Genomic DNA, 19916 nt, shown 5'->3' with positions numbered 1-19916 from the left:
TAAAAAATAACAAAATATTAATAAATGTAAAATTTTATAACTAAAGTATAGCAAAAAAATAAGACAGGTGTTTCGCCTGTCTCCATAAAATTATGCAAATAACTTTTAAATAACTTATCTAAAACCCACGGCTGCTTGCCAAACAAAAGCTAGCAGTAAGAAGAACAAAGGAATGAGCGGGAGAACGTCTACTAAAGGGTCGAAGATTTGGAATGCTTCGGGTAGTTTAGCTAATAAAATTGCTGCTTCCATTTTTGTTTAAATCCACTTTATCCAACACAGCTTTCAGAATTGACAAACATCTTAACACGCATTGGTCATTGGTTAATAGTTAGTACTTCTACATCACTCCATGACTCCTTTTTTGAGCCACTGACCAAACTCTGTGGTAAAGGTGTCGTTCAATATAGCTTCTCGTATTTTTTGGGTAAAGCGAATCAGTTCGGTGATATTGTGAATACTCAATAATGTATATGCCAAAATTTCTTGCGATCGCACTAAATGAGAGATGTAGGCACGGGTAAAATTCTGACAGGTATAACAAGGGCAAGTTTCATCTAAGGGTGTAAAATCTTCACGAAATTTAGCATTCTTTAAATTCCAGCGATCGCCTAGTACCATAGCCGTCCCATGTCTTGCCCAACGTGTAGGGATCACACAATCAAATAAATCTACACCAGAGGCGATCGCAATCACCATTTCTTGATAAGTACCTACACCCATCAAATAACGGGGCTTGTGGTATGGTAACAACGGTGCGGTAACTTGTACAACTTGATGAATTAGTTCTGGTTCCTCGCCCACACTCACGCCACCAATGGCATAACCTGGTAAATCCAGCTTCTGCAAAGCTTCTGCCGCCTGACAGCGCAAATCTAAATACACTCCGCCCTGAACAATGCCAAATAATGCTTGTTCTTCCTGGCGTTGATGTGCTTCTATACACCGTAAAAGCCATCGGTAAGTGCGCTCTGTTGCAGCTTCCACCTCTTGGCGATTAGCTGTAGCAGGCGGACACTCATCAAAAGCCATAATCACATCCGCCCCTAGGGTATTTTGAATCTCGATAGATTTTTCGGGTGTGAATTTGATAATTTGACCATCGTGGGGTGAGCGAAATGTCACGCCTTCTTCAGATATTTTCCGCATTTCGCTCAGACTGAAGACTTGAAAGCCTCCAGAATCGGTGAGCATCGGCCCATTCCATCCCATAAACTTGTGCAGTCCTCCACCTCCTGACACAATTGCTTCTCCTGGTTGCAGGTGCAGGTGATAGGTATTAGATAGCACCATTTGCGCCCCTGTTTCCTTGAGTTGAGCAGGGGTAAGGGTTTTGACAGTTGCCAAAGTCCCCACTGGCATAAAACGAGGAGTTTCAACTACTCCATGTGGTGTGTAAAACACCCCAACTCGTGCTTTGGTGTGGCTACATTGAGCCAGACATTGAAAAGAGAAGTTTGTAGTCAAGAGTCAACCGATTTTGGATTTTGGATTTTGGATTTTGGATTGACCCCACAGATCAACCTGGGGGCAAAATCAATGGTCAAGAGCCAATGGTAGATCATCATAACTTATTCTCCCTTGTCTCCCTTCCGACCCCCAACCCCCAATCCCCGATCCCCGATCCCCGATCCTAAAATAGATCAGAGGGATCATCGTCAATTTCTGCATCCCATCTAGCTGAGAGTACTTGTTCCATCATTGCTTCTATGGCGCTGACATTTAAGCAACGCTCATCTCGCTCTTGCATAGGAGTAGAAAGAGGAATCAAGCGCAGACGACTTCCTTCTTGTACTAAGTCAAAGTAAGTTTCTTTTTGTGGTGATTGTTTTAATTCTAGGTAATCAAAACTACAAAGATTGAGATAAAGGGCGTGGTTAGCAACCAGAGTAGATCGTTGCGGATTGGCAAATACTTCCATCACATTCCCTTCACCGTCGCTCTTGCACTCACCATCCTGGGTGTAGAAATAGCGAACACGACCTAAATCTGTGAGTAATCGTCGCATATCGAGCTTGTTGACAACCACACCTGTGTTGATAATGCATGGAGCTGGTATCTTACTTTCGGGTAGATGGTGACTCATAATCCAATGACTTCTGGAGTGTAGATAAAAACTACCAGGACTTACGCAAACAATAGCTGCAACTCTGAAATCAGAGTATGGCAATTTATGAATTGCCATTACAGCGTGTAGTTTTGTGTAAAGTCCTAACTACATAGCTAAACAGTCGATCTCGTCGCTTGGTTGACCCCTGCTATTTAATATTTATCTAATAAATTGATCAACTTTGTATAGCGATCGCCTAATTAGCTGCAATAAATTATTTTTTGTTGACATAATGCCGGAAACGTGGTTTTTAATAATCTTAATAAATATACTTACTCCTAACAAAATAGAAGGTTAAAAGGTTAGCTGGAAAAGAAAAATCTGTGATCATTCGTTTTTTGTGTATCACATGATATTAGTATCTGAATTAAAAATGGTTAATGTATCTTTTTTTCTATTGTTTGTTTGATTAGTGCTAGTATATCAAGTTCATAATGGCTACTTTATTTATATCCTTTCTGAAAGCAAGTATTTATACATTTAGTACAGTTTTTACTGTGATCAGCATAACAAAATTTTTTGGTGAAGTTACTCATACTGGTCAATCTTATTTAAATTTTTAAAGATGAATTTCAGGGTTGTGCCGGAATTATGAGCGTCATTATTACTCGTCATTTGAACCATGATTCATGATTTATGACTACAAATAACAACTAGCGTAACTACTATGACCAACAAGTGTCAGTGGTGGAAACAACTACTACTTGGTATCGGATCGTCTGTTGTATTTTATACAATAATCCCTTTGCCATACATGTATGCTTTTGATTTCCAAGGAGTAGCCCGTTTTGCTCCTGTAATTGGACTGATGATTGGAGGGATTTTAGGCTTATTTGATGCTCTGCTAATTTATCTGGGTGTACCAGCACTAACCGGTAGTGCTTTGGTTGTATGCAGTTGGATGGCGATTACTGGAGGGCTACACTTAGATGGAGCAATGGATAGCGCTGATGGATTAGCTGTGGGTGATCCTCAGCGTAGACTAGAAGTTATGGCGGATAGCGCCACAGGTGCATTTGGAGCAATGGCCGCGATCGCTTTGTTATTACTTAAAACAGCTGCACTGACAGAGATAGAACAAAACCGTTGGTTAATCATCATGACAGCTGCTGGGTGGGGACGTTGGGGACAAGTGATCGCGATCGCTCGTTATCCTTACCTGAAACCAACTGGTAAGGGAGCCTTTCATAAACAAGCTATTCGTTCATATAAAGATTGGCTACCAACACTAGTTTTATTAATAGCTTTGAGTAGTTGGCAAATTTTCCTCAACCGTAATCAAATCTTTTTTGCCACAGCAATGATAGTTAGTGGAAGCGCGATCGCAATCATGACTGGAGCCTGGTTTAATCACAAACTAGGCGGACATACTGGCGATACTTATGGTGCTGTCGTGGAATGGACTGAAGCTTTGTTTTTATGTGTAATGACAATAATTTGATTTTATATTTGAGCGTAAGTCAGTGAGAATAAATCAAACTACGTTAAGTAATATATTTGAAATAAGTTCGTAGTAACCACTTTAGTGCTTAAAATGAGGACTTTAGTCCACCCTGCGGGTAGACACGAAGTGGCTTCTGTTCCCCGAAGGGGTTCCCGTAGGGTAAGTAGCCGCTCTTACGAGCGTCTACACTACAAACTTTTGTTATTTGACTGGTTGCAATCGCGTTACTTTAAGTTTAAAAGTCCCGACTCCAGTTTCGCCGAAAGACCGGACGCGAACGATGTAAGTTCCGGGTTCTACAATGCGGGTAAACAACAAAGAATTACTGCTACCATCAGGGCCATCATCATTTTCTGCGACTGTCGTACCGTCTGGTCCCAGCAGAGTGACAATACTATCAAAGTTTTCCGAACTGAGATCAACCGCGAGATTATCACCCTTTTTCAGACTCACCATATAGTCACGGGCAAATCCACCCTGACCTGTGGGAATATCTTTTTCTGACAGTGTATCAGAAACTTCATAACTGCCAGGAAGAGGAATTGGATTGTACAACTTGTTAACTTGAGCCAAAGCTGCTGTTGAACTTATACCAATTGCCAGCAAAGAGGCAGGAATGAAAGCAATTTGTTTTAAACTGACGATAAAAGCCTGACTTCTCATCCCCAAAAGTTTTCCCACAAATTAAGCGCGATTGGCCTAATTATAGTTGTCTCTAGTACAGCTTGCCCACGTATGATTCAGTTATCAGTTATCAGTTATCAGTTATCAGTTATCAAGGTTTAAATGATTTAGCAGTGGTTGCAACTGCCACTAAACCATAAACAGATATACTGCTTTGATGAAGTGTTTGGATTGCAGACCTAGCAGTTGCACCTGTGGTATAAATATCATCTACTAATAGTACTGGGAATTTCAGAGGCACACGCAAATCTTGCCCTAATCCAAAGGCTTCTGTTAAGTTTTCTTCTCGCCGTGAGGCAGATAAGCTAAATTGTGCTTCAGTTGCTTTAATTCTTTCTAAACCATGTTTTTTTAATTGTAATCCGGTGACTTCACAAAAGCTTTGAGCGATGAGTGTAGCTTGGTTATACCCACGTTGCTTGAGCTTTTTGGCGTGAAGTGGAATCGGAACAACTACTAAATTACGATCGCACTCCTGATGTGATAACCATGCTTCTGCTAACAATTGTCCCAAGGGACGAGCAACTTCGGGGTGATTTTCGTATTTCATTGTGGCGATCGCTCGTTTGAGGATACCGCCATATGCACCCCAAGCAAATATCGGTAGACAGTGGGTGTTGGGATTATGACATTTTTGCAGTTGGCGAATACAGTTTGGACATAGTTCTTGGGAGGTGGAACGCTGACACAAAGGACAATGAGATTGGAGAAAGAGGTTGAGTAGGTTTTTCCAATTGATCATTTGTCATTTGTGATTTGTCATTAGTTATTGGTCATTTGTAACAAATATTTCTCTGATTCGGTAGGGTGAGGATTGCTCACCCTGGATGGAAATTTAAATTGGTTTTGTTATTTTTCTAAGTGTTTGGGCAATGGCTTGAGCGTCTTTGTCAACAAAAACATCTTGCTCGCCGTTACTCCAAGTCAAGAAGCAGGTATATTGTAATTTATTGTGAATAGGTATATTCCGAAAACGAATCTGGCGAATGTAAGCTAAATTGATTAAACCTCTTGTAGCTGTTTGACAAAGAACGAGTTGTGGCATCATGGAATAGTCCTGAATCTATGTTTATGGAAATGTCCTGAATGTATGTTTGGGGACAGAGAGGGCGAGGGTACTTGGAGGTGCGATCGCCCTTCTCTTATTAATATTAAATCCCATTTAATAACACGTGTCAATGGGTTATATTAAAAAAATAATACACTGGGAGTAATCTTATCCAATGGGACTAACAAATAGAATTCAAGAATTTGGTAAAGAAAAAGGTATTCCTAGCGCCAACAAATTTTGGCAAATCACTGGACTGCCAAGAGCAACTGCATTTAGGCTTTGGAGAGATAGAAATATTTATCCGGACAGAGGAACCGTTGAAGTGATTTGTAAGCAATTAAACGCCCAACCGGGTGATTTTTTGAATTACGTAGACGAGACTGATGAGACTTGATTAGTTATCAATTATCAGTTATCAATTATTAGTTATCAGTTAACTGTTTTGGGTGCATCTTTATAAATATTAAGAGAGTTCGTAGTAAGGACTTTAGTCCTTAAATGAGGACTAAATGAGGACTAAAGTCCTTACTAAAAACTTATTAAGTGACTATTGAGTATTGACCATTGATTGAATTTGATTCAAATCAATACTAAATTTAGTGGCGATCGCATGAATAACTTTTTGTTCTGCGGATTTAATCTCACCATCGACTTTGGCAATTCTGTAAGCCTGAACTAAGAGTGGTATGGCAAAATCTCGGTTAAGTTGATTAAGCAGTTCTTGCAATGGCTGGGGTGATTTGATGTTTTTGCCTATTGCTTCCAAAGAAGTTGGACTGAGATTTAAAGCTTGTAACTCTGGCAAAATTTCTTCCCAAGTCTTGTCGGGATGTCTGGCGAGGATCATATGAACTAAGATTTGATCCATCACTGTTTGTTGAGCGATCGCAGTTTCTAAATAATTTTCGCTTTCTTGCTTGAGTTCTGCTAAGGTTTCTTCAGAAGTTAGAGACTTGGATTCATCTAGCTTGGCTTCATAAAATCGACAAGCCGCGTATCCTAAAGAATAAACCATCGTCGCGTTGGAGCTAGCACCAATTACCGCTCCCGCAAAAGGTACATTTCGCAACAAACCTAAACCAGCTGTTCTCAACAAACGGCCACCACCGAAAGCTAAACCGAAAATTGCCAAAACTTCACCTTTACGGCTCTGATCTTTTAAATCTAACCCATAGGCAGCAGCAATCTGATAAATCATTTCTGACTGTAACTGGGTTGTAGCTGCTAAGTCTACTGCTAATAGCGCCGCCGCAAATCCTGGTAATATACTGCTTGCAAACCCTATTCCACCTGCTTTCGCTGCTTTCTCTACCATGATCCGGTGAGCAATTTGGCTAGGTGATTCATGGGGATGTTCTTGCTGAAGCTTTTTCACCGCAGCTGTGGATTTTTCGATATCAACATTATCACTAGCACCAACTAACCAATTGAGATTTAACACGCCGGCGACTCTACGGATGAGTGAATTCTCACCCAGGCGTTCTGTTACATGTCCTGCTGTATGAGTTGCTTTCTCAATCAGATGGCGTGCTTGCTTGGCTGCTGCTTCCCCTACTTCGGCTGCTGTTTCTGCAACTGCTTTCCCGGCTTCGATTGCAGTGCTACCAGCGACTGTTCCTACTCCCACAGCGGTTCCAGCAGCACAGCTTAATGTTTCGGCAAAGGATTCTAATAAAGAATGCTTATCTTCTTGAATATCGGTAGCGGGTGTATTATTTGTTGTTTTATCTTTTGTATCTTTTTGAGATTTCTCTGCCATTGCTTGGCACCTTCAATCATATTCCTTCTATTTAGGTTTTAGCGGAGGTGCGATCGCTTTGACATCTTTCTGAGAGGATAAGTCGGTGGTGAAAATTAAAAATAAGGACTAAAGTCCCCACTACGAACGTAGGTTCTATTTTTTTATCAAGTCGCATTTTGCCAAACGGGAATTTCAATACAAAATTCGGTTCCTTCCCCTTGTTTGGAAGTGCAACATAACACGCCTTTGTGACTTTCAACTACAATTTGATAGCTAATAGATAATCCTAAACCAGAACCACGACCGGCAAGTTTGGTGGTAAAGAAGGGATCAAATACTTGTGCTTTGACTTGTTCACTCATCCCAGGGCCATTATCAGCAATTCGTACCCGGACATTATTAACAGCAAGTTCTGTGCAAATACGAATTTCTGATTTAGTCAAAAGTCCAGAATTTCTAACTATCGACTGTTGACGATAGACTGTTGACTCTTCTAAAGCATCGATGGCATTATTCAGGATATTAAAAAAGACTTGATTGAGTTTATCTGGATAGCATTCAACATTGGGTAATTCGCCGTAATCTTTAATAATTTGAATTGGAGAATTACGATTTTGAGAATTAAGTCGGTGTTGTAAAATTAACAGAGTACTTTCTATGCCTTCGTGCAAATTAACAGATTTCATCTCAGCTTCATCAAGGCGTGAGAAGTTTCTTAAAGAGAGGACTATATCCCGAATACGTTTAGCACCGACTTGCATAGATTCCAAAAGCTTAGGCAAATCTGTTACCAAAAAATCGAAATCTATTTCTTGCGATCGCTGGAAAATTTCTGCTCCTGGGTGAGGACAGTATTCTTGATACAAGCGCAATATATCAAGTAGATCAGATGTATATTGATTGGCATATACTAAATTGCCAGCAATAAAACTGATTGGATTATTAATTTCATGGGCAATACCAGCAACAATTTGCCCCAATGAAGACATTTTTTCACTCTGAACAAGTTGAATTTGGGCTTTTTTCAAATTTTCTAAAGAGACTTGTAAGGCACACTGAGCAGCAGAACGTTCAGCAATTTCTACTAATAATTGATGATTGGCATCTTTTAAAGCCTTGGTTCGCTTGTCTATCTGAATTTCTAATTCATCCTTAGCCTGAGATAATGATTTTTCTGCCAATGCTCTTTCTTGATGGAGAGCGATCGCTGCGGCGGCGGCGGCTAATAAATCCACTTCTAAGGAATCCCAAGAACGTACTTCTTGGCAATTATCAAAACCAATAAAGCCCCAGAATTTATTGTTTACGATCAGCGGCAAAACCAGAATCGAGAGAATATGATGATCAGTAAGTATATTTTGTTCTGGCTCCAGAAATTCTGTAGCTATGCCTGTAACAATATCACCTCTTGCTAACAATTCAATCCAACGGGGAAAAACTTCTAGCAAGGGTAAATTTTGTAAGGTTAGATTGTTGATTTCTTTGCTACACCAGACGCCACGCTGACGAGCAAACAATTTTTTTGTATGATCTCCAAAGTTCTCGAACAGGTAAACACGACTAGCACCAGAAGCTTGCCCCAGTGGTTCTAAAATGTGTGTATAGCAATTGCCATCAGTATCATCAGCTAGCAATCGCCGTTGTACTTCTACTAGTATTGCTAAATAACGTTCTCGCTTTGCTAAAGCAGCTTCAGTCTGTTTGCGTTCTGTGATGTCTACTAGCAAGCCATCCCAGAGAATGTCACCGTTTGCTAGTTTTTCTGGACGAGAAGCACCAGACAGTGACTTCAACTTCCCACTAGGATTAATAAAACGCCCTTCCCACACCCAAGGTTCTAAGGTTGTGGCTGAAATGGCGATTGATTCATGTAAAGTGTGGTGATCGTCAGGATGAACCTGTGATAATAGCAGTTGTGCATTTTGTTGTATCTGTTCTGGCTCTAATTCAAACATTTCCCGACAATAGGAACTAACGTAGGGAATATTCACTGAACCATCAGGATGTAGCACAAACTGATATATTACCCCTGGCATATGGGTTGTAAGTTTGTGAAATCTAGCTTCACTTTGTCGTAGCGCCTCTTGTGCTTTTTGACGCTGGTTTGCTTCCATTGCCAAGGTAACTAAGTCGGCGATACAACCCCCAAAATTTTGTTCTTCAATAGTCCAATGGCGCACACCCCCAGTAAATTCGTGACAGACTACGCCAATCATTTTCCCTTCTAACCAAATGGGTGCATCTAACATAGATGTGACGCCAACCGCAGGTAAGTATGTTGTCCCAAATTCGCAGGTACGGAGATCAGTATAAGCATCATTAGCAGCAATAGTACGCTCTGTTTCTAATGCTTGAAAGTATGCTGGATAGTTGACTGCTGCTAATTCTGCACCACTACTGTGACGCTTTGGCGTTTGTTCGTAGAGGTTGAGACATTCTATTTTGGAGCGATCGCAATTGTAAAGCCAAACGCTGACACGTTCTACTCCCAAGGTGCTAGCAGCAGCTTCTGTAATTTCATCTAAAGCATGATTTAAATCACCTAATGCCATAGTTTTACTCTTAGCTAGTGCCAACAACACTTGATTTTGTTGTTCCAAGCGAGTTTGAGTATGACGTAGGTTAACTTCACTGCTTTGTCGTTCAGTGATCTGACTGAAAGTACAGATTGTTTGGTTTGTATTGTCTTGCAGTTGAGTATTTACCAGCAACCAAATGTAACTACCATTTTGAGGATGAGCAATACCTAAAACTAGATTTTCTTGTCTTGAAAGCAGCAGCTTTGGGTTAGCAAATACTGTTCCGTCTGCTTGCAAAACTTGCCAATAAGCACCAAAAGCAGTAGTTCCCAAAAGTTCTTGTTCTGTACGATGTAGCAGTTGACAACCTAGTACATTGCAAAATAGAATTTCTGCATTTGTACCCAATACCATTAAGCCGACCGGTATTTGCTGGAGTAAGTCAGAAGAGATAATTGATGAAGACACAGGAAGAACAAAACGTGTAGACACGAGGCATTAAATAGGGATTTATGATTATACTTTTGTTCATACATTCTTATATATAAATAAGGATATAAGAACAATACAAAAATACGCCTATTTATCTAGTTTTTACCGATGAAATGACTATATTAAGTATTTTAATTTTCAAAATATAATTTTTGTTACCAAAAAATAACCGAAATAATACTGATATAACAATCATTCAAAAATTTTAAAGTCGCCCATAAACACGTAGAACTTCCGGGAGCAAGTTGACATACTCACCGCGCCTTCAGGTCGGTGAGTATGTCAAAAATGACGAATGACAAATGACAAATAACAAATTATTAACAAATTTAAAGAGCGAACTGAATTATCAGCCCGCTCTTGTAACTTGTTATAAGTGAAACAGTATAAATTACTTAAGCTAACTTTCCTTCTTGCGAGACTTCGTAGGAAGCCGAGTTGATGCCACATTTTTTGTTCCCTTCAATGAGCTATCCCTAATCTATGCCGCAGTTTCCATCCAGTCGTAGATTTGTTCTAACTGTTCGAGAGTTATCAACCCATACTGCCAAAGAATCATTGGCAAAGGCCCGGGATCTTGCTTGCTGTGGCGGAGTGCAACATTGATAGAAGCCGCAGAAATTGCCAAATCCTCTTGTAAAAAACGAATTAGTTGTGTGTAGTTAGATGGTAGCATTTTGTAGTTCACCCCCTTACGTTGTTTATGCTTCTCCCTGAGACTACATGTTATGCAGTAGTTCATCGGGCTTACAGCAAGCCTTTGATCAGTCACTGAGCTAACACAATCAACCCATAAATGGTGCTTATGTCTCTTGTGTTTTTGAAGAAAAGCACTGTTGAAGTTATTAATTGTAGCGCTACTTTCACTTGGGAAATATCGAGTAGCTAACCTAGATAAATTAGGTTTATCCTTTTTACCTCAGTTGTTTAGCTAAATACACCTGTAGTCAGAAGTATTCCTTAGCTAAATAATCGCTCATTGGCGAATCTTTACACGTACGCCAAAAGATAGATTTTAGTTACAAAAAGCCAAAACTCAGACCCCAGCTTGAAGACGTCAGGGCCTGTCTGTTTGACACTGTATTAAATATTAACTTTACTATTAACTTTTTTACCAGGTACTTAATTATTTTTTTATCAAAAATTTCTTATATCTTGTTGTATAAGCGTTTTAGCATCATGGTTGATTTTTTGATCTCCGTAATTTACCTGAATCCAAGTAAGCAATTTTAACAATATCTCCTTTTTTTAATCCTAGTTCGCTAGTTCGTCCAGATCGCAGTTCAATGACTTGATCTACTTGGGTTTTAGGACCATAGGTAGGGCAGGGATCAGCAGTACAAGGTGGTACAGAGGCTGCGACCGCCTGCACAACTCCTTTGCGGAGAAAAACCATATCTAGAGGTACAGGTACATTTTTCATCCAAAAACTGACCGCCATCGGCGTGGAAAATTGAAACAACATTCCTCGATTTGGGCTTAAAGCGGGTCGATACATTAACCCCATTGCTTGTTGTTCTGGGGTTTGCGCCACTTCCAAGTCTATTTTGGTGCCATTGGGAACAACAGCCTGAGCAGAAATAGGTAGCTGCTGACCCTTACTTGTATCAAGTGATAATTGCTCAGTTTTCACTGGTTGAATTTGAGAACTAGGTGTATCAGTGGAAGATTTTGCTGGTGTAGGCGATGAACAGCCTATTAACAGCACACCCAATAGGATAGAAAGGATTGTTTTAGTCATTGGTGATTGGGCATTGGGCATTAGCATTAGACGCGATTAATCGCGTCTCTACAATAGTCTGATAACTGATAACTGAACTAAGATTCTCTCAACACATAACCGACACCGCGCACTGTTTGAATTAGGCGCTTTTGTCCTTCGTCTTCTATTTTTAAGCGTAGGTAACGAATATATACTTCTATCACATTTGATTCACCCATGAAGTCATAACCCCAAACATTTTCCAGAATCTGTTCGCGGGTTAGGACTTCGCGAGGATGTTCCATCAAATATTTTAGTAATTCAAATTCTTTCATGGTCAAGTCGATCGCTCGTCCGTTATAAATAGCGCGACGGGTGGCGAGGTCTAAAACCAAATCGGCAAAACGTAACTGTTCTGTGGTGTCTACATCAGGTTTTAAGTAGAGGCGAATTAAGTTTAAAAAATCTTCCGACCGATAAGGCTTAAGAAAATAATCATCAGCTCCTGCTTCTAGGCAAGCTATGCGATCATCAACTGTATCCCGTGCCATCAAGACAAGCACAGGCGATCGCACTCCGGTAGTTCTCAGATTTTTACACAAAGACAGCCCAGACTCTCCTGCTAGCATCCGGTCGATCACAACTAAAGCTGGTTGGCGATCACGGCTTTGTTGCAAACCGTTCACCCCATCATGAGCCACAACAGAATCATAGCCAGATTCTTTTAAATCAAAAGCGATCTGATGAGCCAGACTCTCGTCGCTTTCAATCACCAAAACACAGGGGTTGTGAGCAAGCGTCATATGGATGTTGGATTTTGGATTTTAGATTTTAGATTCGTACAAATGTTCTAACGAACGCTTGTACACCAGTTATAAGCGTAATTCACAAGTTTACTAGTGATAGATATTATCCTGAGTTGACAAGCTATCTCAAATGTTTTAGCACGTCAAAGTATAGCTTTAGCAATAAAAAACTCTATACGCAGAAAATTTAATCTCTTGTTTAAGATTTCGGGTAATCGGGCATGGGGCATTGGGCATTGGGCATCGGGCATCGGGCATCGAGAGAAATTTCTCTGTTATCTTCCTTGTCTCCCCAATCCCCAATCCCCAATCCCCAATCCACCAATTACGGCAATTCCACTGAGGTTGGTTTGGCAATATGTGGCAGACCCCAACCTAGTTTTTCCCGTAGAACTCGGAAAAATTCTGGCGGTTGCAGGCGAACAAATCTAGCACAGTATTGCGATCGCTCTACATTTACGCGATCGTCTGGCAAAACATAACACCCACCATTACCATCAACTACCATTACCAATCGAGGAGTATTGACTGGATAAATGTTGACTGGTTCTGTATCAGGAAATACCAATGCCCTTGATGCCAAAGAATGGGGACAAATAGGCACTAGCTGTAATGCTGGTACACCCGGAATTACAACCGGACCACCAGCACTCAATGAATAAGCCGTAGAACCTGTTGGTGTAGAAATAATCACACCATCAGCAGCAATATCAACTGGTGCGTGACGACCCACTGCAATTTCAAAATGGCACATTGAGGTTAATGGTTCTCGATGTAGCACCATTTCATTCAAACAGAGGGCTTCCCACAGGATTGAATCTCCCCGAAACACTTTGACAGTGAGCATTGCTCGCTCTTCAACTTCATACTTACCTGCTATTAGTTGATCTACTGCTTGAGGCAGTTGATTGAGGTAAGTTTCCGTCAAAAATCCCATGTGACCTGTATTTACAGTGAGCATGGGGATACCACAAGAAGCAACTAAACGGGATGCTGCCAAGACTGTGCCATCTCCCCCTAGCACGACAGCGAATTTTGTTTCTGGGTCGAAACCAGGAGGTGTCAAACCCTCAATAGGTGTGTGACATATAGGACTTTCTGGGGTAGAGTAGCCCAACATGCCACCGATGCCAGTTGTGATGCAGACATCCCAACCGTGGGCGGTGAACTTTTCTTTAAGTTCAATAGCGACGCGACCCGCTATCGGTTTAACGTCGTTGTAGATAATGCCTACTTTCGGCACACTCAAATATCCAATCTTTAGGAGCTGCTCTTTATTATGTTAATCGTGACATACTTTGGTCAATTTAGTCATTAGTCATCAGTCTTTCGTTAATAGCTTTTGACCCTTGACCATTGGCCATTGATCCTTGACTATTAACTATTAACTTTTTTAAAAGGAGTTTTTTTGTCTTTTTTCTTTTTATTTTTCTCGTAATCTAGCTGTTTGAGTTTCTTCATAATGCGATTGAAGTACTCTTGCAAGTAGCTTTCTAGGGTTGTGGTGTCTTTGGAATCAAAACCAAAAACTTGGTATGCTTCATCCATCGAAGCATTGAGAGGTTTACCACTTGCTAGTACTTCTGTAAATGCCAGCCTGTCTGCTACATTCCATCCCCACTGGAAGAAGCGGAGAATTTTGCGGACAGTACGCAGTAAATTAATTGGCATCCGTGTGACTCTAGCTTCTCTGCCTGATAGGCGTTCGCACAAGCTAATTATTTCTTCTGCACTCCATGCACGAGTACCCACAACTGGGAAAGTCCGCTTTTCGGTTTCTGGTACACTCAATGCTCTAACTGCAAATTTAGCTATATCCTGAGTGTCCATGTAGGCTATAGGCGAAGATTCACCTGTTACCCAAACTGGCTGATTTTCTAAAATGGGGATGCCATATTGACCAATTAAGCCCTGCATAAAGCCGGCTAGTCGCAAGGTGGTATAATTTAAGCCCGATTCTGCTAAATAAATTTCTGTACACCGCTTAATTTCCATCAGTGGGACTTCTGGATATTTGTCGGCATCCAGTATGGAGAAGAATATAAAACGCTCTATACCTGCTGCTAAACACGCTTGAATTAAGGATACCTTGCCCTCCCAGTCCACTTTTTTAATACTTAATGAATCGGTAGGACGAGATGTAGCCGCATCAATTACGGCGGTAACACCTTCTAATGCAGCTTTTAATGTCTGGGGGTAGCACAGGTCTCCCGGTACAAGTTCCGCACCCCACTCTTTGAGAAATGCGGCTTTCTTAGCACTCCGGACAAGACAACGTACTTTATACCCCTCATCGATGGCACGACGAGCCACTTGTCTTCCCAAGGTGCCAGTGGCACCGACAATTAATAATGTCATGAGGGTTTTTTGCGAAACTTAAAGTTTTATGAATAAAATCTTAACAGAATTAGATGAGCAAACAAAAGTTTACATTATCTTTAACATGATGACAGGATCGAGAGACTACAGCAAAGCCTCTCGGTCTGGTAAAAATTTCAACTCAAAGAATTACTCTTCTTCTGCACCCTGGACTTTTAGCAACAACGCACCTAAAGCCCAGCCTACAAAAATTAAGCCAAAGGATAGTAGAGCTGCATTGAACATTTCGCCGCCCATTTGTTGTAGTTCTCCTTTTTTACAAATTGTTGAATTAAGTTAAGTCTACCAGAGCCTTTTGGAACTGCTATTAGGATTAGACTAATATGAAGTATTGTGACACAGGTTCTCAGATTAACCTATAAAGATAAACAGAGTGAATAGTATGTCTTGCTTGTTTTCGTGATTGTTTGTTTAGACAGCCACAAACCAAGTGCTGCTATTTGTTATACTCCATTTTCCTTTGTTGGGTGACACTTCACATTATCGCATTGAGGCGGTTTTGATGAAGGAAAGTAACAAGCTGTGTTAAGAAAATCACTTATATGATGTCTCAGTCCGATCAAAAAAACCTTATATCACCATTACAGCATCGCCCACGCCTAGCGCTAACCTTGGGAGATCCAAGCGGAATTGGACCAGAAGTGATATTAAAAGCTTTGGCAGATCCAGAACTGAGTAAAATTTTTGATGTGACGGTTGTGGGTAGCCAAGATTTACTTTTGGAAAACTATACTAGGGTTCTTGTCAGTGGGAATTTAGTACCTCTAGCGAATCCAGAAAATTTATCAATTCTGGATGTGCCGTTAGAAGAAGAAATTAAACGCGAAATTGTGATGGGGACAGGTAATGCAGCCAGTGGTGCAGCTAGTTTCGCGTATATGGAACGTGCGATCGCCTGTACCCAAAAAGGTGAATTTGATGCGATCGTGACTGCTCCGATTGCCAAATCTGCTTGGAAAGCAGCAGGGTATGATTATCCAGGGCAAACAGAACTTTTAGCTGAAAAGTCAGGTACAGATAAATTTGGCATGTTGTTCGTAGCGCGATCGCCCCACACGAGTTGGACACTAAGGTGTTTACTTGCAACTACACATATACCTTTATGTCAAGTGCCGGAAGCATTAACACCAGAGTTGCTGACAAAAAAACTCGATTTGCTGGTGGAATGTTTAGAGAAAGATTTTGGTCTTGATAGTGGCAAAATTGCGATCGCGGGTTTAAATCCCCACAGTGGTGAACAGGGACAACTCGGACATGAAGAACAAGAAAAAATTATTCCCTGGCTAGAACAAGAACGGCAAAAACGCCCCCAATGGCAACTAGATGGCCCAATTCCGCCCGATACAATGTGGGTTGAGCCAGGTAAAGCTTGGTACAGTGGCGTTAACTCAACCAAAGCCGCAGATGCTTATCTGGCACTTTACCATGACCAAGGTTTAATTCCGGTCAAGCTAATGGCATTTGACCGTGCTGTCAATACATCTATCGGTCTACCTTTTATTCGCACTTCACCAGATCACGGTACAGCATTTGATATTGCAGGTAAGGGAATTGCTGATGCAACCAGTATGAAAGCAGCGATCAACTTAGCAGGCGAATTAGCAAGAGTGAGGAGACAAAACAATTAAAAATTAAACATTAAAAATTAAAAATTGGGAAAGGAACAAGGAGGACAAGGGGAGCCACTGCGCCCTTGCGGGTTAAGAGCGTTGTAGTACGTGGCGTGGACAAGGAGGAATACTTAACCACAAATCAACAACCAAATCTTGACTATTGACCCTTGACCCTTGACTATTATCTGTGGTGTTTTTAACAATCACAATCAACGATGAATAATAACAAACTTCGCAACATACTCGTCGGAGCTGGAATTGCTGCTGTTGGTGCTATTGGAACTAAAGCCGCAGTAGATTATTTCCGCAATCGTGGGAAGGAAGAAGTTGTTGATGAAAGTCAGGGTGACGCTGTTGCTACCTCTCCCCAAGAAGTTGCTTATGCAGCTGTAGAAACTAACTCTGTGCAAGATTTTCTAGATAAAAGTTTTGGTGAAGCAGGGCGTTATGTCCCAAATCGGCCACCCAAAATATTTGATTATGAAAACAATCAATATATGGTCATTTGGGCATACGACAATAAACAACAAAAAAATCAAATGTTGGCTTTTCTCTACACCGATGAAGGTCGGAAAATGATCGCCAGTGTTGGGTATACCAATGAGAAAACTGACTACAATCTTAATTTAGATAGCACACCTTTTGCTGTGGAATTAAATAATCAACAATTGCGTTCTGGAAAATCTGAAACTGGTGGAACGAGCGATGTTGATTTTGTATTGGCTTAAAATTTTCTGAATTTATTTTTTTGTCAAGGTGGTTGAAAAGCCACCTTTTTTATTAATTTTTTTATTTTATGCCGACCTAATTACTTCTGTTCAATAGTGTCTCTGGTAATTTTATATGCTTCCACAAAAGTTCGATAGGATTCTTGAGAAATCTGTTCGGCGATCAAGTCACTTGCTACTTGTTCGAGAATTTGGTCTAATTTGGTTTTTAGTAAATCTTTGCTGATGGTTTTATCTTGTAATAATCCTACAACTGCCTTGATATACTCCGCAGAAATTTCTCTTTGTTTTTGCTCAATTTCTTGATAGAAAATTTCTTTCTCTCTTTCTATTGCTTCTCTTGTCGTTTTATAAGCTTCATTAAAAGTACGAAATGATTCTTGAGAAATTCTTTCGCCGATTAAAGCCTCAGCAGCATTTTTAAAAGTATTATCAAGTTGTTTTTGTCTATCTTCCAGCTTACCTATACCTTTATCCATAAGTTTGATAGCCGTATTAATATAGTCATCGGCTTTATCTTTTTTACTACGTTCTACCCATAATTTAAGTTGTCGAAACCAGGAAGCTACAAGGAGAAAAATAGTTAAAATTAAGGCTAAAAAATCTGCATTCTCTTGGACAAAAGATGGTTTATCTCGTTCGTAAAAAGCGATCGCACCTGGATGAATTGGTATACCTGTACCATCATTATCTCTGGGACGTGTAATACTAGCAACTAAAGGTTTGACTTCAGCATGACTTTCCGCGATCGCATCTGCTATTTCTTGACGATTTTCAAATATAATTTGCGTAATTTCTCGAATTATGTTGTTATCGATTTTTTCGCTAGCCACCAATAACCGATCTATAGCAACTGTATCTAATTCAGTCAAAGGCATAGGTGGATTACCCCTGTATGCTCCTTGGGGAATTTTCGCACTTTCAAAAGCAGGATACTTGATTTTCATTGCTTGTGCTTGAGCAATTGCTAACAAGCGCCCATCTTGATCTTGAACAAGCTGGGCAATACCAAGATTACCTAAAGCGCGGACACGAAACAGCGCATCTGCTCTTTTCGATTTAAAGTCTTCTTCTGCTTGCCTATCATCGTAATAATTACTTTTTAAACCTGAAATAATCATATCTGGTTTATCTTGTTTTACCAAACCATAATGTTCTGCTATTTTCAAAAAAGATTTATATTGTCCACCTTTAGCTGGTAAAGCAATGGTTTTACCTCGGAGTTGTTCAAATGCCTTAATATTTGGATCTCTAACAACTAACTGAAACAAATCTTGATACAACACTGCTACAGCCCGTGGAGAAGCTTGAATTTGAGAAGTTGCTGAATGAGATTGACGACTTTCAATCAGATCCATTTCTTGCCCAATTACATCTGCTTGAGCCGTCACTAATTCAGCTTTTCCTGTTTGTAACATTTCTAGATTTTGTGTTGTACCGCCTGTTGCAACTAGTTTAATGTTAATGTTGGATTTCTTTTGTATAACCTTTTGAATAGCTGCGCTAATAATATAGCTTTCTCCTTCTGGATCTCCCGCAGCAAGGATAAGTTGTGGTGAAGTGAGGCGGACAATTATATTCCAGATAATAAATAAGACTAAACCAACACTGGCAAAACCAAGGCTAATAAATACTAATTTTGATTGAGGATCAAGGTTTTCAAAAAAACTAATAAACCCTAAACTCCGAGGATTTTTAGATGTAGCCATACATGTAAAATTTTATTTAGTAAATCATTTAACAATAAAATATTTAAATGTATTATATTTGACAAAGATTAAATTGTGGTTAAACATCAAAAATTATCTACAAACTGACAAAATAAATTTTGAAATAAAGCAATATACCTCTAGATAGATAGAGAAAAATTCATCAGCTTCATTCTCAAGAAAGAGAAATTTTAGTAGCTTTTTTGGGTACATTTTGGTCAGTCACTTTAATTATGCACTCATCTCTGGGAGATTCAAATCCGGGGGACGTCCTGTATGTTCATATCTTGGCGTTCTCAGGTTTTGTCAATGTGCTTAGTCTAAATAAATGAGGAAAAATTATGGATAACAAACTTGTAGAAAATATAATTCCTTCACAACCCCCAATACATGCACAGTCTGATGTGCATGTATTGAAATCTCGTTTAGAGTGGGGAGAACCTGCGTTAACAATTCTAGATGTGCGCGATCGCCAAACTCACAACCAAGGTCATATCACAGGTGCGATGCCAATGCCATTAAATGAATTGGTAGATCGTGCAACAGCAAGCATCGCCAAAAGCCGCGATATCTATGTTTACGGTGCAACTGAGGAAGAAACAGCCCAAGCCGCACAGTCGTTAAGAAGCGCTGGCTTTGAACATGTATCCGAACTCAAAGGTGGTTTACCCGCATGGAAAGCAATTGGTGGTGCAACTGAAGGTGTTATAGAAGCACAAGTTCCTCCTAGTGCTGGTGCATACAATGTTGTGGATCGCATGAAAGAACATACAGAACAAGCAGAAAAAGAAGTATAAGTTTTTGTCATTAGTTATTGGTCATTGGTGATTGGTTGAGATGGGCTTATAGTTGCTTGGTTTAAATTCTGATCTCTTTTGGTAAAAACAATGACCAATGACAAATTACCAATGACCAACGACAAATGACCAATGACCAAT

General features: G+C 40.2%; 20 protein-coding genes. 5 read left to right on the top strand and 15 right to left on the bottom strand.

Annotated features, from left to right (window positions below; genetic code table 11):
- Nucleotides 1-114 precede the first annotated feature (114 nt).
- From ACE1AT_RS13495 to ACE1AT_RS13485, 3 genes are all read right to left on the bottom strand, one after another.
- A complete protein-coding gene (locus tag ACE1AT_RS13495; protein WP_016863373.1) occupies nucleotides 115-252 on the bottom strand; it encodes a photosystem II reaction center protein K in 138 nt (45 codons plus the stop codon).
- 93 nt (nucleotides 253-345) lie between these two features.
- Complete coding sequence (gene tgt / locus ACE1AT_RS13490) at nucleotides 346-1467, bottom strand: tRNA guanosine(34) transglycosylase Tgt (RefSeq protein ID WP_374869064.1); 1122 nt, start codon at nucleotides 1465-1467, stop codon at nucleotides 346-348.
- 166 nt (nucleotides 1468-1633) lie between these two features.
- Nucleotides 1634-2086 carry a hypothetical protein gene (locus ACE1AT_RS13485; protein WP_017311895.1) on the bottom strand — a complete coding sequence of 151 codons (453 nt, stop codon included), beginning with the start codon at nucleotides 2084-2086 and terminating at the stop codon, nucleotides 1634-1636.
- A gap of 691 nt (nucleotides 2087-2777) precedes the next feature.
- Here ACE1AT_RS13485 and cobS point away from each other — a divergent pair.
- On the top strand, nucleotides 2778-3551 hold the full coding sequence (cobS, locus tag ACE1AT_RS13480) for an adenosylcobinamide-GDP ribazoletransferase (RefSeq protein ID WP_374869062.1): 774 nt from the start codon (nucleotides 2778-2780) through the stop codon (nucleotides 3549-3551).
- 204 nt (nucleotides 3552-3755) lie between these two features.
- Here cobS and ACE1AT_RS13475 read toward each other — a convergent pair whose 3' ends face one another.
- The 3 genes from ACE1AT_RS13475 to ACE1AT_RS13465 form a co-directional block, all read right to left on the bottom strand.
- Nucleotides 3756-4217, bottom strand: coding sequence for a PPC domain-containing protein (locus tag ACE1AT_RS13475; protein ID WP_374869060.1), 462 nt, complete (start codon nucleotides 4215-4217; stop codon nucleotides 3756-3758).
- Between the two features lie 112 nt (nucleotides 4218-4329).
- Nucleotides 4330-4980, bottom strand: a complete 651-nt coding sequence (locus ACE1AT_RS13470) for a ComF family protein (RefSeq protein WP_374869058.1) — start codon at nucleotides 4978-4980, stop codon at nucleotides 4330-4332.
- A 93-nt stretch (nucleotides 4981-5073) separates the two neighbouring features.
- Entirely contained in the window at nucleotides 5074-5286 is a 213-nt protein-coding gene (locus tag ACE1AT_RS13465) for a hypothetical protein (RefSeq protein WP_374869056.1), read from the bottom strand.
- Between the two features lie 175 nt (nucleotides 5287-5461).
- On the opposite strand from ACE1AT_RS13465, the gene ACE1AT_RS13460 reads away from it, so the two are divergent.
- Complete coding sequence (locus tag ACE1AT_RS13460; protein WP_096678183.1) at nucleotides 5462-5683, top strand: helix-turn-helix transcriptional regulator; 222 nt, start codon at nucleotides 5462-5464, stop codon at nucleotides 5681-5683.
- A 153-nt stretch (nucleotides 5684-5836) separates the two neighbouring features.
- On the opposite strand, the gene ACE1AT_RS13455 is transcribed toward ACE1AT_RS13460, so the two are convergent.
- From ACE1AT_RS13455 to ACE1AT_RS13420, 8 genes are all read right to left on the bottom strand, one after another.
- Nucleotides 5837-7048, bottom strand: a complete 1212-nt coding sequence (locus ACE1AT_RS13455; protein WP_374869054.1) for an EcsC family protein — start codon at nucleotides 7046-7048, stop codon at nucleotides 5837-5839.
- Nucleotides 7049-7194: 146 nt separating this feature from the next.
- On the bottom strand, nucleotides 7195-9963 hold the full coding sequence (locus ACE1AT_RS13450) for a GAF domain-containing protein (RefSeq protein WP_374869155.1): 2769 nt from the start codon (nucleotides 9961-9963) through the stop codon (nucleotides 7195-7197).
- Between the two features lie 559 nt (nucleotides 9964-10522).
- Nucleotides 10523-10717 carry a DUF2949 domain-containing protein gene (locus tag ACE1AT_RS13445; RefSeq protein WP_016859551.1) on the bottom strand — a complete coding sequence of 65 codons (195 nt, stop codon included), beginning with the start codon at nucleotides 10715-10717 and terminating at the stop codon, nucleotides 10523-10525.
- A gap of 501 nt (nucleotides 10718-11218) precedes the next feature.
- Nucleotides 11219-11782: a DUF192 domain-containing protein gene (locus ACE1AT_RS13440; protein ID WP_374869052.1), complete on the bottom strand. Its 564-nt coding sequence runs from the start codon at nucleotides 11780-11782 to the stop codon at nucleotides 11219-11221.
- A gap of 77 nt (nucleotides 11783-11859) precedes the next feature.
- Entirely contained in the window at nucleotides 11860-12546 is a 687-nt protein-coding gene (gene nblR / locus ACE1AT_RS13435) for a response regulator transcription factor NblR (RefSeq protein WP_016859549.1), read from the bottom strand.
- A gap of 328 nt (nucleotides 12547-12874) precedes the next feature.
- A complete protein-coding gene (locus ACE1AT_RS13430) occupies nucleotides 12875-13792 on the bottom strand; it encodes an NAD(+) kinase (protein WP_374869050.1) in 918 nt (305 codons plus the stop codon).
- A 134-nt stretch (nucleotides 13793-13926) separates the two neighbouring features.
- Nucleotides 13927-14907: an SDR family oxidoreductase gene (locus ACE1AT_RS13425; protein ID WP_374869048.1), complete on the bottom strand. Its 981-nt coding sequence runs from the start codon at nucleotides 14905-14907 to the stop codon at nucleotides 13927-13929.
- Between the two features lie 150 nt (nucleotides 14908-15057).
- Nucleotides 15058-15165 carry a PetM family cytochrome b6-f complex subunit 7 gene (locus ACE1AT_RS13420; protein ID WP_016859546.1) on the bottom strand — a complete coding sequence of 36 codons (108 nt, stop codon included), beginning with the start codon at nucleotides 15163-15165 and terminating at the stop codon, nucleotides 15058-15060.
- 308 nt (nucleotides 15166-15473) lie between these two features.
- Between ACE1AT_RS13420 and pdxA the strand changes: the two genes are divergently transcribed.
- Both pdxA and ACE1AT_RS13410 read left to right on the top strand, forming a co-directional pair.
- The gene (pdxA, locus tag ACE1AT_RS13415; RefSeq protein WP_374869153.1) at nucleotides 15474-16556 is read left to right on the top strand and encodes a 4-hydroxythreonine-4-phosphate dehydrogenase PdxA; all 1083 of its coding nucleotides are present in this window, start codon (nucleotides 15474-15476) and stop codon (nucleotides 16554-16556) included.
- 200 nt (nucleotides 16557-16756) lie between these two features.
- Entirely contained in the window at nucleotides 16757-17269 is a 513-nt protein-coding gene (locus tag ACE1AT_RS13410) for a hypothetical protein (RefSeq protein WP_374869046.1), read from the top strand.
- 80 nt (nucleotides 17270-17349) lie between these two features.
- On the opposite strand, the gene ACE1AT_RS13405 is transcribed toward ACE1AT_RS13410, so the two are convergent.
- Complete coding sequence (locus tag ACE1AT_RS13405) at nucleotides 17350-18978, bottom strand: TAXI family TRAP transporter solute-binding subunit (RefSeq protein WP_374869044.1); 1629 nt, start codon at nucleotides 18976-18978, stop codon at nucleotides 17350-17352.
- A gap of 341 nt (nucleotides 18979-19319) precedes the next feature.
- Between ACE1AT_RS13405 and ACE1AT_RS13400 the strand changes: the two genes are divergently transcribed.
- Nucleotides 19320-19775: a rhodanese-like domain-containing protein gene (locus ACE1AT_RS13400; protein ID WP_374869042.1), complete on the top strand. Its 456-nt coding sequence runs from the start codon at nucleotides 19320-19322 to the stop codon at nucleotides 19773-19775.
- Nucleotides 19776-19916 lie beyond the last annotated feature (141 nt).

The organism is Pelatocladus sp. BLCC-F211 (assembly GCF_041928655.1).
Classification (GTDB): domain Bacteria; phylum Cyanobacteriota; class Cyanobacteriia; order Cyanobacteriales; family Nostocaceae; genus Pelatocladus.
The sequence above is the reverse complement of the archived record's forward strand: the minus strand, read 5'-3'. Positions and strand labels throughout refer to the sequence as shown.

Excerpts from the sequence above, each read along its gene's own strand:
- ACE1AT_RS13495 (WP_016863373.1), bottom strand. The coding sequence starts at position 252 with ATGGAAGCAGCAATTTTATTAGCTAAACTACCCGAAGCATTCCAAATC.
- ACE1AT_RS13485 (WP_017311895.1), bottom strand. The coding sequence starts at position 2,086 with ATGAGTCACCATCTACCCGAAAGTAAGATACCAGCTCCATGCATTATC.
- cobS (WP_374869062.1), top strand. The coding sequence starts at position 2,778 with ATGACCAACAAGTGTCAGTGGTGGAAACAACTACTACTTGGTATCGGA.
- ACE1AT_RS13475 (WP_374869060.1), bottom strand. The coding sequence starts at position 4,217 with ATGAGAAGTCAGGCTTTTATCGTCAGTTTAAAACAAATTGCTTTCATT.
- ACE1AT_RS13470 (WP_374869058.1), bottom strand. The coding sequence starts at position 4,980 with ATGATCAATTGGAAAAACCTACTCAACCTCTTTCTCCAATCTCATTGT.
- ACE1AT_RS13465 (WP_374869056.1), bottom strand. The coding sequence starts at position 5,286 with ATGATGCCACAACTCGTTCTTTGTCAAACAGCTACAAGAGGTTTAATC.
- ACE1AT_RS13460 (WP_096678183.1), top strand. The coding sequence starts at position 5,462 with ATGGGACTAACAAATAGAATTCAAGAATTTGGTAAAGAAAAAGGTATT.
- ACE1AT_RS13455 (WP_374869054.1), bottom strand. The coding sequence starts at position 7,048 with ATGGCAGAGAAATCTCAAAAAGATACAAAAGATAAAACAACAAATAAT.
- ACE1AT_RS13450 (WP_374869155.1), bottom strand. The coding sequence starts at position 9,963 with ATGGTATTGGGTACAAATGCAGAAATTCTATTTTGCAATGTACTAGGT.
- ACE1AT_RS13445 (WP_016859551.1), bottom strand. The coding sequence starts at position 10,717 with ATGCTACCATCTAACTACACACAACTAATTCGTTTTTTACAAGAGGAT.
- ACE1AT_RS13440 (WP_374869052.1), bottom strand. The coding sequence starts at position 11,782 with ATGACTAAAACAATCCTTTCTATCCTATTGGGTGTGCTGTTAATAGGC.
- nblR (WP_016859549.1), bottom strand. The coding sequence starts at position 12,546 with ATGACGCTTGCTCACAACCCCTGTGTTTTGGTGATTGAAAGCGACGAG.
- ACE1AT_RS13425 (WP_374869048.1), bottom strand. The coding sequence starts at position 14,907 with ATGACATTATTAATTGTCGGTGCCACTGGCACCTTGGGAAGACAAGTG.
- ACE1AT_RS13420 (WP_016859546.1), bottom strand. The coding sequence starts at position 15,165 with ATGGGCGGCGAAATGTTCAATGCAGCTCTACTATCCTTTGGCTTAATT.
- pdxA (WP_374869153.1), top strand. The coding sequence starts at position 15,474 with ATGTCTCAGTCCGATCAAAAAAACCTTATATCACCATTACAGCATCGC.
- ACE1AT_RS13410 (WP_374869046.1), top strand. The coding sequence starts at position 16,757 with ATGAATAATAACAAACTTCGCAACATACTCGTCGGAGCTGGAATTGCT.
- ACE1AT_RS13405 (WP_374869044.1), bottom strand. The coding sequence starts at position 18,978 with ATGGCTACATCTAAAAATCCTCGGAGTTTAGGGTTTATTAGTTTTTTT.
- ACE1AT_RS13400 (WP_374869042.1), top strand. The coding sequence starts at position 19,320 with ATGGATAACAAACTTGTAGAAAATATAATTCCTTCACAACCCCCAATA.